The following is an 11586-nucleotide window of genomic DNA, read 5'->3' as shown; positions in this document are numbered from 1 at the left end:
CGCAACACGAGAAGAGCCCCCGGCCGATGGCCAGGGGCTCTCTCTTCGTGACACATGTCGCGACTCAGGTGAGACCTATGTCGCGACTCATCACAAGGGCGGAGGATGGGGGATTCGAACCCCCGAGGGCTTGCACCCAACACGCTTTCCAAGCGTGCGCCATAGGCCACTAGGCGAATCCTCCTGAGCCGGCCGCGAACGGCCGACCTAGCGATCCTAGCGGAGCGAGAAGGGGGCGAGGACCGAAGTCCCCGCCCCCTCCCTCACTGCGCTGCTACGGGCAGATCGCGTACTCCTCGACGGCGGACGACAGGGTCGCCTCGCTGCCGAGCAGGAAGACCGGCGGCTGTCCCAGCCGCAGGCTCTCCGTCACGATCGCCGAGTTGATGCAGGTCGGCTTCGCCAGGTACAGCGGCGAGCCCTCGGCGGCCGCGAGCGCCGAGGCGCTCAGGGCATCCGGGAACTTCTGCCCGCTGGCCAGGTACATCGCCGGCACGGGGCCGTCGAACATCTCCTGGTTCACGAGCACCGCCGTCTGGTAGCGGTCCGAGCCTGCGAAGCGGTGGACGACGAGACCCAGCAGGTCGAAGTCCAGCTCGATGCCGTTCGACATCGAGTTCTGGTCTCCGAGCAGGTACACGTTCTCCGCGCCGAGGCGGTCGAGCTCTGCGACGGACGCGTCATCCGCGCCGTCCCGGAGGCCGTCCACCAGCAGGATCGGAGCGTCGATCGAACCGGCTGCCGCGCCCGCCGACAGGGCGTCGGGGTAGTTGCGGCCGGTCGCGACGAACGCGTTCGCCGAACCCTCCTCGAAGGCGTACTGCGCGATCAGGCGGCTCGTCTCGTACCGGTCCGCACCGCCCACGCGGTCGACCGTGCCGGCCAGGCCCTCGAGCTCGTCGGCGACCGCGGGCGCGACCGAGGGCTCGCCGCCCACGATCACGATGCGCTCGGGCGACAGGCGCTCGATCTCCTCGGCCACGACGTCGGGCAGCGCGCCGCCCTGCGTCAGCAGCAGCGGTCCGCCCTCACGGGCAGCGGCGGGGGCAGCGGCGAGGCCGTCCGGGAACTTCTGGCCGCTGGCGACGTACACGACGTCAGCGCCCTCCGGGAAGCCGTGCTGCGAGATCGCGACCGCGGTCTCGTAGCGGTCGTCGCCCTCGAGGCGCTCCGGCGTCGGCATCGTCAGGTCACCCGTCGTCACGTGGACGAAGGTGCGCACGTCGGTGCCGCCGTAGCCCACCACGCCGAGGTACTCGGCGTTGGTGTCGAGGCCGTTCCACATGGCCGTGTAGGTGAAGTGCCCGCCGACGGTGCCGTCGATGGACGTCGGCTCCGTGCGGAACGAGCCCTCCTGCTGGCCCGTGCCGACGGCGACGTGGTCGAGCTCGAAGGTGCTCGGCGCGCCGGCCTCGCCGGTCGCCCAGACCTCGGCGATCGCCACGTAGGTGCCCGCCTGCGGGTCCTCCAGCAGCAGCGTCTCGTCCGCCGACCCGGTCGCGGCCGTGAACTGCTCGACCGGCGTGCCGGCGTCGTTCAGTCGCAGCACGTACAGGTCGTGGTCGGCCGTGTCGTCCTCGGCGTCGAGCGAGAAGTAGTGCGCGATCTCGCCCTCCGGGATCTCCACGACGTACTGGAAGTAGTCGCCGGCGTCGCCGCCGTCGGCTCCCAGCAGCTGGAACGGAGCCAGGCCGTTCGCCTCGAGCGGGATCGAGCCGTCGATGCCCGAGATGCCCGAGACGGGGGTCTGTCCGACGGTGCCCATGCCCTCGACCCACTCCGGGGCGGCCACCGCGACCGGCTTCACCGCGAGCGGCGAGCGGACGGTGTGCTCCGAGCTGGTCCAGGTGAGGAAGCCCGACGTCCACGCGCCGAGCTCAGCGCCGGCCGTGGTGAAGGTCACCTCGTAGGAGAGCGACTGGCCCGCCTCGGTGAACTCGAGCGTGGACGGCGACACCGCGACGTCGATGCCGGACATGCCGGACGTCGACACCGCGTACGAGCCGGCCTCGAGGGCCGTCACCGTGCGCGTCACCGTCTGCGTGCCCGCGAGCGAGCCGACGGCGATCGAGGCGATGTTGAGGTCGCTCGGGTCCATCGGGGTGCCCACCCACGAGTCGGGCAGCACGTAGCCGAGCCCGCGCAGGTAGCCGAACCAGTCGGCCGTGCCGTTCTCGTACACGAGGCCCGCGTCGAGCATCGACTGCGTGTTCACGAAGCCGGCGCCCTGCGCCCACGGGTCGGTCGAGACCGAGCCGTCGAGGTTGCGGGTGTCGGTCGCGGTCGTCATCAGCGCGCTCTTGACCTCGGCGGGCGAGGCGTTCGGGTGCGCACCGAGGTAGATCGCGCCGAGGCCCGCCACGTGCGGCGCGGCCATCGAGGTGCCCGAGAGCATCCGGTAGGTCGGCTCGCCGTCGGCGGGGTTGGGGCCGGCGGCGATGATGCCGACACCGGGGGATGCCACGTCGGGCTTGATGACGTCGCTGCCCTCGGCGAGGGCCGGGCCGCGGGACGAGAAGCCGGCCACGACGGGCGCGACGGTCTCGATGCCCGAGGTGTTGCCGGCCTCGAACGAGACGACCGTGCCGGGCGTCTGCGCAGCGGCCAGGAGCTGGTCGCGGTACTGCGCGTCGACGTGGATCGTCGGGATCACGTGGTCGTCGAGGTCGATCGAGCCGGGCGTGACGTTGACGAGCACCGCGGCGATGCCGCCGGCGTCGGCGACCGTCTGCGACTTGTCGACGCGCGCGATGACGCCGCGGTCGCAGAGCACGATGGCTCCGGCGGCCTCGGCGGCGTCGAGCGTGCCGGGGAGGCAGAGCGCGGCCTCAGCCGGGTCCTGGCCGTCGGCGGCGATGTCGCCGGCGTAGATGAAGGGCCCGGAGATCTCCGGCGCGCCCTCCTCCATGGGGACCGTGATAGAGCCGCCCGGGATGCGCACGTCGCCCGGCAGGACGACGGTCGCCTCGTAGTTCGGGATGCTCGCCGCGGCGACCGTGGTGTACCAGGGGGATGCGTGGTCGAGGGTCGACGCACCGGGGCCCGAGTTGCCGGCCGAGACCGACACGAAGACGCCGGCTGCCGCAGCACCCAGGAACGCCACGTCGGTGGCCGTCGCGACCGAGGTCGCGGCGCCGCCGCCGATGGAGAAGTTGATGACGTCGACGCCGTCGATGACGGCCTGCTCGATCGCGGCGACCGAGTCGCTCGTCGCGCAGCCGTCGTCGTTGGCGTTCGGGTCGGGGTCAGGTCCGGTCCAGCACACCTTGTAAGAGGCGATGCGGGCCTCGGGCGCGACGCCCGACATGGTGCCCAGGTCGGCGCCGCCGGCGGAGGTCACGGCGACCTCGGCGTTGCCCGCCGCCGTGGAGGCGGTGTGCGAGCCGTGGCCGTCGCCGTCGCGCGGTGAGAGGTACTCGCCGAGGTCCTCGCCGCCGATGTTGTCGGCGCCGAAGCCGTCGACGTAGTAGCGGGCGGTGATGATCTTGGTCGAGCAGTCCTCGGCCGTGAACTGCGAGCCCGTCTCGCACGCGCCGACGAACTGGCTGCCGTCGCCCTTGTCGAAGACGATCGCGTCGCCGTCGAGGTAGGGCTCCGCGCCCGGGGTCGTGCCGAGCGGCTCGCCCGCGAAGAGCGGATTCTCGGGCGCGATGCCCGTGTCGAGCACGCCGACGACCACGCCGGCGCCGGCCTCGTCGACGCCGCCGACCTGCGACCAGAGGCCCTCGAGGTCGAGGTACTCGTTGGCGGGGCTCGCCTGGATCTGGAGCATCTCGTCGGGGAAGATCTGCGAGACGCGCGAGTCGCGCGCCAGCTCGAGCGCCTGCTCGGCCGACAGATCGGCGACGAAGCCGTTCATCGTCACCGTCAGGTTCGTCGCGATCTGCGCGCCGATCCCCGATGCGACCTCGGCCTGCTGGGTCTCGAGGTGCGCGGCGTACGCGTTCGCTGCTGCCGAGTCGACGTCGATGTCGTCGGTGCCGAGCGGTGCGGTGCGCGCCAGGTTGGGCAGGCCGCCGCGGTAGGTCGACATCGCGTCGTCCTCGAGGACGACGATGTAGCGGCCGCTGTCGAAGCCGCTCGTGTCGATGGGGGGTTGAGGCGGAGCAGCGCTCGCTGCGGCCGCACCAAGCACCGACGCCCCCGCGCTGAGCGCGAGGGCGGTGGTGAGTGCGATGCCGCTGCGAAGGCGCACACGCTTCGAGTTCAGTGTGCTCACAAGGTGATCCTTCGTTCAGGACGAAGCCCCCGGTGAAGTGGGGGGGCAGATGTGCCTGAATCTATGGGCGCGCTGTGGTCGGCGGAAGAGTGTCGAGGAAGCGTTACCTTTTCGTGACCTCCCGGACGCATGGCACTAGCGTGGAGGGGTGCCGACCCGCATCGTCATCGCCTCCCCGGAGGGCCACGCAGGCAAGTCGATCGTGGCGCTCGGCCTGCTCGACGCCCTCGGCAGGAGGGTCGAGCGCGTCGGCGTCTTCCGTCCCGTCGCCCGCTCCGAGGAGGAGCGCGACGGCGTGCTCGAGCTGCTGCTCGCGCACGACGCGGTCGAGCTCGACTACGACGAGGCGATCGGCACGACCTACGCCGCGGTCCACGAGGACGCCGAGGCCGCGCTCTCGACGATCGTCGACCGCTACCACCGCATCGACGAGCGCTTCGACGCGATCGTCATCGTCGGCTCCGACTACACCGACGTCGGCAGCCCCACCGAGCTCGGCTTCAACGCGCGCGTCGCGGCCAACCTCGGTGCCTCCGTGCTCCTCGTGCTCGGCGGTCGCGACCCCGAGACCGACGCGCCCCGCACGGCCGACCAGCTGCGGCAGCTCGCCGAGGTGACGACCGCCGAGCTGGCCCAGGCCCACGCAGCCATCGCCGGCGTCGTCGTCAACCGCGCCGACCCCTCGGCGATGGGCGAGATCCCGGCGGCGATGGCCGGGGCGGTGCCGGCCGGGGTGCCCGTGTGGTCGATCCCGGAGGACGCGCTGCTGAGCGCGCCCAGCGTCGGCTCGCTCTTCCGCGCCGTCGACGCGACCCTGCTGCGCGGCGACCCGGGGCTCCTGTCGCGCGAGTCGCTCGGCACGGTGGTGGCGGGCATGTCGATGGAGCACGTGCTCGAGCGGCTCATCGAGGGCGGCATCCTCGTCATGCCCGGCGACCGCTCCGACGTCGTGGTCGGCACGCTGCTCGCGCAGCAGTCCGACACCTTCCCGTCGATCGCCGGCATCATCCTCAACGGCGGCTTCGAGCTGCACCCCGCCGTGCAGCGCCTCCTCGACGGCCTCGACCTCGACCTGCCGATCGGCGCCAACCCGCACGGCACCTACGAGACGGCGCGACGCATCGCCGGCACGCGCGGCTCGCTCATCGACGGCACGCAGCGCAAGCGCGACGCGGCGCTCGCCCTCTTCGAGCAGCACGTCGACGCCGCGGCGCTGCTCGAGCGCCTCGAGGTCGCGACGACCGACGTCGTCACGCCGCTCATCTTCGAGCACAGCCTCATCGAGCGGGCGCGCGCCGACGTGCGGCACATCGTGCTGCCGGAGGGCGACGACGACCGCATCCTGCAGGCCGCATCCACCGTCCTCGCGAGGGGCATCGCCCGGCTGACGATCCTCGGCGACGAGGCGTCCATCCGCCAGCGCGCGGCGGCCCTCGGCCTCGACCTGTCGGGCGCCCGCATCGTCGCGACCGACGACGCCGAGCTGCGGCCCCGCTACGCGGCCGAGTACCAGCGGCTGCGCGCGCACAAGGGCGTCTCGATCGAGCAGGCGATGGAGCGGCTGCTCGACGTCAGCTACTTCGGCACCCTCATGGTGCACCTGGGCGACGCCGACGGCATGGTGTCCGGCGCCGCCCACACGACCGCGCACACGATCAAGCCGTCCTTCGAGACCATCAAGACGAAGCCGGGGGTCTCCGTCGTCTCGAGCGTGTTCCTCATGGCCCTCGCCGACCGGGTGCTCGTCTACGGCGACTGCGCCGTCATCCCCGAGCCGACCGTCGAGGAGCTCGCCGACATCGCCATCTCGTCGGCGCAGACGGCGCGCGAGTTCGGCATCGAGCCGCGCGTGGCGATGCTGTCCTACTCGACGGGGGAGTCGGGCACCGGCGCCGAGGTCGACCGCGTGCGGGCCGCGACGCAGCTCGTGCGCGAGCGGGCCCCCGAGCTGCCGGTCGAGGGCCCGATCCAGTACGACGCGGCGGCGGATGCGGCGGTCGCGAGCAAGAAGATGCCCGACTCGCAGGTGGCCGGGCGGGCGACGGTCTTCGTCTTCCCCGACCTCAACACCGGCAACAACACCTACAAGGCGGTGCAGCGCTCGGCGGGCGCGCTCGCGATCGGCCCCGTCCTGCAGGGGCTCAACAAGCCCGTCAACGACCTCTCCCGCGGTGCGCTCGTGAGCGACATCGTGAACACGATCGCGATCACCGCGATCCAGGCGCAGGCCTCGGGGGCGCAGGCACCGGGAGCGCAGGCATGACGCGCTCCGTCTTCGTCATCAACGCCGGCTCGTCGAGCCTCAAGTACCAGCTGGTCGACGTCGACGCGGGCCGCGCGCTCGCGAGCGGCCTGATCGAGCGCATCGGCGAGACCACCGGCGAGGCCAAGCACGAGGTGCCCGGCAGCGAGCCCGTCGTCGAGCAGCGCGTCATCCCGGATCACGAGAAGGCGTTCGGATGGGTGCTGCGGCAGTTCGAGCGGCACGGTCCCGACCTCGAGCGGGCCGGGCTCGTCGGCGTCGGGCACCGCGTCGTGCAGGGCGGCGCGCGCTTCGACCGCGCGGTGCGGGTCGACGACGACGTGCAGCAGCAGATCGAGGACCTCGCCCCGCTCGCCCCGCTCCACAACCCCGCGAACCTCCAGGGCATCCGCTCGGCCCGTGCGACGTTCCCCGGCCTGCCGCACGTCGCGGTCTTCGACACCGCGTTCCACCTCACGATCCCGCCGGCGGCGCACCGCTACGCGATCGAGGAGCGGGTCGCCGCCGAGCACCGCGTGCGCAAGTACGGGTTCCACGGCACGAGCCACCAGTACGTCTCGCGCCGCATGGCCGAGCTGCTCGGCAGGCCGCTCGACGAGGTCAACAGCATCGTGCTGCACCTCGGCAACGGCGCCTCGGCGACCGCGGTGCGCGGGGGCAGGAGCATCGAGACCTCGATGGGCATGACGCCGCTCGCGGGCCTCGTGATGGGCACGCGCTCCGGCGACATCGACCCGGGCGTCGTCTTCCACCTCCATCGCGTCGCCGGCATGTCGGTCGACGAGATCGACACGCTGCTGAACAAGCGATCGGGCCTGCTGGGCATGACCGGCACGGGCGACATGCGCGACGTGCTGCAGGCGGCGGATGCGGGGATCGGCCGGGCGGTCGAGGCGCTCGAGATCGTCGGGCACCGCCTGCGCGGCACCGTCGGCGCCTACCTCGCGCACCTCGGCCGCACCGACGCGATCGCCTTCACCGCGGGCATCGGCGAGAACGCCGCGCGCGTGCGCGAGATCGCGCTCGAGGGGCTCGAGGGGCTGGGCATCGTGCTCGACCCCGAGCGCAACTGCGGGCGCGGCGAGCGCCGCATCTCGGCCGACGACTCGCCGATCGAGGTGTGGGTCGTGCCGACGAACGAGGAGCTCGAGATCGCGCGGCAGGTCGCGGCGCTGGTCGACGCTCCCTGACGACCGGCTCAGCGGTCGGCGAGCTCGCCCACCTCGAACTGCGCCAGGCGCTCGGCGGGCAGCTCCATGCCCTCGTGCTGCGCGGCGAAGTCCTCGGTCGCGTCGGTGCCGCAGATGCCGAGGATGCGGTCGGGGCCGCCGGGGTGCTCGGTCACCCACTCCGTGAGGTCGTAGACGGTGCCGTCGATCGCGACCCAGCAGGAGGCGGAGTCGTCGTGCCCCGCGACGTCGCCGATCGAGATGCCGTCCTCGCCCGCGGACGGGGTCGGGCCCACCGCCGGCTCCGGCTCCGCGCTCGGGGGGATGCCCGCGACGCGGTCCTGCCAGACGGCGGTGGCGCCCGTGTGCCCGGTCAGCACCGCGATGATGAGCGCGCCGAGCGCGACCGCCGCCAGCACGATGCCGCTCAGCAGCCCGATGATGCCCGACGAGCGCCGGGCGCGGGTGAGCCGCCGCTGCCACAGCCACCACGCGAGGGCAGCGGCGAAGAGCGTCGCGGCAGTCGCGAGCAGCCAGTTGCCGAGCTGCTCGTGCTGGCCGGGCGAGCCGACCCTGGCGGCGAGCGCCTCGCCCGAGAGCTTCGCCACGAGCGCGCCCGCGGCGGCGATGCCGAGCACGCCGACGACGGGCCAGGCGAGCGACGCCCGCCAGCGAGGCATGGCGAGGACGAGCAGCAGGCCGAGCGCGCCGAGCGGCAGCAGCACGACGGGCACGTGCACCGCGAGCGGGTGCAGGGGCAGGCCGAAGGCGAGGTCGAACGGGTTGCCCGTCGCGGGAAGCATGCCGACACGGTACCGGCGCGCACCTGCGTCGCACCGGTGCCGCGCGTTGGGTACGATGGATGCGGCTCCCCGCGTGGCGCCATCCAGGCCAAATCCCCCAGGTCGGAGACGAAGCAAGGGCAACCGGGCTCTGGCGGGTGCGCGGGGAGTCCTCGCATGTCCGGCCTGCGGCGCGGCACGTCACCGGCGGGAAGTAGCCTGGGTCGCATGGTCGCCGCCCTCTACCGCCGCTATCGGCCGGAGTCGTTCTCCGAGCTCATCGGGCAGGCGCACGTCACCGACCCGCTGCGCACGGCGCTGCGCGCCGACCGCGTGAACCACGCCTACCTCTTCTCGGGCCCCCGCGGCTGCGGCAAGACCACGAGCGCGCGCATCCTCGCCCGCTGCCTCAACTGCGCCGAGGGCCCCACGCCGGAGCCGTGCGGCGTCTGCGACTCGTGCGTCGAGCTCGGTCGCGACGGCGGCGGCTCGCTCGACGTCGTCGAGATCGATGCGGCGAGCCACGGCGGCGTCGACGACGCCCGCGACCTGCGCGAGCGCGCCACCTTCGCGCCGAGCCGCGACCGCTACAAGGTCTTCATCATCGACGAGGCGCACATGGTGACCTCCGGCGGCTTCAACGCGCTGCTGAAGATCGTCGAGGAGCCGCCCGAGCACATCAAGTTCATCTTCGCGACGACCGAGCCCGAGAAGGTCATCGGCACCATCCGCTCGCGCACGCACCACTACCCGTTCCGGCTCATCGCGCCGGCGCCCATGCTCGAGTACGTGCAGCAGCTGTGCGCCCAGGAGGGCGTCGAGGTCGCGCCCGGCGTGCTGCCGCTCGTCGTGCGCGCCGGCGGCGGCTCCGCGCGCGACACCCTGAGCCTGCTCGACCAGCTCATCGCGGGCTCCGAGGGCGGCGTCACCTACGAGCACGCGGTCGCGCTGCTGGGGTTCACGCACGGCGAGCTGCTCGACGAGATCGTCACCGCGCTCTCGGCGGCGGATGCGCCGAGGCTGTTCGCGTCGATCGACCGCGTCGTGCAGACGGGGCAGGACCCGCGCCGCTTCGTCGAGGACCTCCTCGAGCGGCTGCGCGACCTGATCGTCGCGCACGCGGCCAGCGATCCGGCCGCGATCCTGCACGGCGTCCCCGAGGACGAGCTCGCCACGCTCGTCGAGCAGGCGGGCGGCTTCGGCGCGGCCGAGCTCTCGCGAGCCGCCGACATCGTGGCGAAGGCGCTCACCGACATGGCGGGCGCCACGAGCCCGCGGCTCCACCTCGAACTGATGGCCGCGCGACTGCTGGTGCCCGAGAGCGGCGACCCCGAGGTCGGCACCCTGGCGCGCGTCGAGCGCCTCGAGCAGCGGCTCGACGGCGCGACGCCCGCGCCGGTCCCGAGCGCGACGGCGCCGGCAGCCGCGCCGGCGCCGGCCACCGCATCCGCGCCCGCCCCTGCGCCGCGGGCCGCCGCATCCGCGCCGGCCCCTGCGCCGCAGGCGGCGCCCGCGTCGGCGCCGAGGGCCGCGCCCGCCCCTGCGCCGCAGCCCGTGCCCGCATCGGCACCCGCTCCGGCTGCGAGCGCCCCCGCGCCCGCTCCGGCCGCGGCCCCGCAGGTCCGCACGCCTGCGGCGAGCGCGTCCGCGCCGACGCCGGCTGCTCCTGCGCCGCAGGTCGCGGCGTCGGCGGAGGCGATCACGTTCGGCCAGCTGCGCGACGCCTGGGACGAGGTGCTGCAGCTGCTCGCCGACCAGCACCGCTCGGCGTGGATGGTCGCGACGACCCTCACGCCGATCGACCTGCGGGACGGCGACGTGCTCGTGCTCGGCTTCCAGTCGGAGGCCGACGTCGAGCGCTTCAAGCAGCCGCAGGGCACACGTCCGAGCGTCGCCGACGCGCTGCGCACGGCCATCCGCGAGCTGCTCGGCTTCGACGTGCGGTACGTGCCGCGCACCCGTCAGGGCTCGCGCCGCCCGTCCGAGCCTGCCGCTGCGGCAGGCGGCGAGGAGGCGCACCGGGGCCGCACCCCGGCGGCGCCCGCACCCGCTCCGGCCGCCGCGCCTCCGCCGGCGCTGCGGCCCGACGCCTCGGCGGCGGTGGCGCCTGCCCCCCGCGCGAAGCCGGCGGCCGCCGCGGCCGCCGCGGAGCCGGTCACAGGCTGGGCCGTCGCGACGATCCCGAGCGACGCCGAGGCGCCGCCCGAGGACCTCCCGGAGCAGGACCTGCCCGACCAGCCGGAGCCCGATCCCTTCTCCTTCGTCTCCGCGCCCGACGCCCCGATCGCGGCCGAGCCCGCGCCGGTCGAGCAGCCCAGGGCGGCGCCGAGCGGGCCGTCGCTGGCCGAGCTCGCGCGCTCCGCGCCGGCGCCCGAGCCGGCGCTCTCGGCGTCGCAGGCCGCGCGCTACGGCGAGGCGGTCGTGCGGGAGGAGCTCGGAGCCGAGCTGATCGAGGAGCGCCCGCGGGTGCGAGGGGAGCGCTAGGTGTACGACGGCATCGTCCAGGACCTCATCGACGAGCTCGGGAGGCTTCCCGGCGTCGGACCGAAGTCGGCGCAGCGCATCGCGTTCCACATCATCCAGACCGAGACCTTCGACGTCGACCGGCTCGCGACGATCCTCCAGACGGTGCGCGAGCGCGTGCGCTTCTGCGTCGTCTGCGGCAACATCGGCGAGGAGGAGCGCTGCGCGATCTGCCGCGACCCTCGCCGGGTGCCGACGACGATCTGCGTCGTCGAGGAGCCGAAGGACGTCGTCGCCATCGAGCGCACCCGCGAGTACCGCGGGCTGTACCACGTGCTCGGCGGCGCGCTCAACCCGATGCAGGGCGTCGGCCCCGACCAGCTGCGCGTCGCGTCGCTCATGACCCGGCTGCAGGACGCCGCGGTGGAGGAGGTCATCATCGCCACCGACCCCAACGTCGAGGGCGAGGCCACCGCGACCTACCTCATCCGCACCCTCCTGCCGCTCGGCGTGCGCGTGTCGCGGCTCGCGAGCGGGCTGCCCGTCGGCGGCGATCTCGAGTTCGCCGACGAGATGACGCTCGGCCGGGCGTTCGAGGGCCGCCGCACTGTGGAGAGGTGACCCTCCGCGCCATCCGTCGACGCCGAGGGCATGCGCCCGCCGCCTAGACTGGGGTGTTCCGGGACCTGG

6 protein-coding genes, 1 tRNA gene and 1 other RNA gene are annotated in these 11586 nt (G+C 73.4%); 5 read left to right on the top strand and 3 right to left on the bottom strand.

Features of this window, described 5'->3' with window-relative positions; genetic code table 11:
• Positions 1–99 precede the first annotated feature (99 nt).
• Positions 100–184 (bottom strand) — tRNA-Ser (locus J2X49_RS11825).
• 90 nt (positions 185–274) lie between these two features.
• Positions 275–4219, bottom strand: a complete 3945-nt coding sequence (locus J2X49_RS11820) for a cell wall-binding repeat-containing protein (protein WP_310126540.1) — start codon at positions 4217–4219, stop codon at positions 275–277.
• Between the two features lie 148 nt (positions 4220–4367).
• Between J2X49_RS11820 and pta the strand changes: the two genes are divergently transcribed.
• Positions 4368–6482, top strand: a complete 2115-nt coding sequence (gene pta, locus J2X49_RS11815; protein WP_310126538.1) for a phosphate acetyltransferase — start codon at positions 4368–4370, stop codon at positions 6480–6482.
• Complete coding sequence (locus J2X49_RS11810) at positions 6479–7672, top strand: acetate kinase (RefSeq protein WP_310126535.1); 1194 nt, start codon at positions 6479–6481, stop codon at positions 7670–7672. The genes pta and J2X49_RS11810 overlap by 4 nt, the downstream gene beginning before the upstream one ends.
• Before the next feature lie 8 nt (positions 7673–7680).
• Here the strand turns inward: J2X49_RS11810 and J2X49_RS11805 are convergent, their stop codons facing one another.
• Positions 7681–8454, bottom strand: a complete 774-nt coding sequence (locus J2X49_RS11805) for a cytochrome b5-like heme/steroid binding domain-containing protein (RefSeq protein ID WP_310126534.1) — start codon at positions 8452–8454, stop codon at positions 7681–7683.
• A gap of 60 nt (positions 8455–8514) precedes the next feature.
• On the opposite strand from J2X49_RS11805, the gene ffs reads away from it, so the two are divergent.
• The 3 genes from ffs (at position 8515) to recR (ending at position 11517) form a co-directional block, all read left to right on the top strand.
• An RNA gene (gene ffs, locus J2X49_RS11800) (signal recognition particle sRNA small type) lies at positions 8515–8611 on the top strand.
• A gap of 50 nt (positions 8612–8661) precedes the next feature.
• Entirely contained in the window at positions 8662–10917 is a 2256-nt protein-coding gene (locus J2X49_RS11795; protein ID WP_310126532.1) for a DNA polymerase III subunit gamma and tau, read from the top strand.
• Positions 10918–11517 carry a recombination mediator RecR gene (gene recR, locus J2X49_RS11790; RefSeq protein ID WP_128188335.1) on the top strand — a complete coding sequence of 200 codons (600 nt, stop codon included), beginning with the start codon at positions 10918–10920 and terminating at the stop codon, positions 11515–11517. It abuts the gene before it with no gap.
• Positions 11518–11586: the final 69 nt, after the last annotated feature.

The organism is Agrococcus sp. BE272 (assembly GCF_031457935.1).
GTDB lineage: Bacteria > Actinomycetota > Actinomycetes > Actinomycetales > Microbacteriaceae > Agrococcus > Agrococcus sediminis.
Note: the sequence above shows the minus strand (reverse complement) of the source record. Positions and strands in the feature narration are given on the sequence as shown.

Excerpts from the sequence above, each read along its gene's own strand:
- J2X49_RS11795 (WP_310126532.1), top strand. The coding sequence starts at position 8,662 with ATGGTCGCCGCCCTCTACCGCCGCTATCGGCCGGAGTCGTTCTCCGAG.
- J2X49_RS11810 (WP_310126535.1), top strand. The coding sequence starts at position 6,479 with ATGACGCGCTCCGTCTTCGTCATCAACGCCGGCTCGTCGAGCCTCAAG.
- J2X49_RS11805 (WP_310126534.1), bottom strand. The coding sequence starts at position 8,454 with ATGCTTCCCGCGACGGGCAACCCGTTCGACCTCGCCTTCGGCCTGCCC.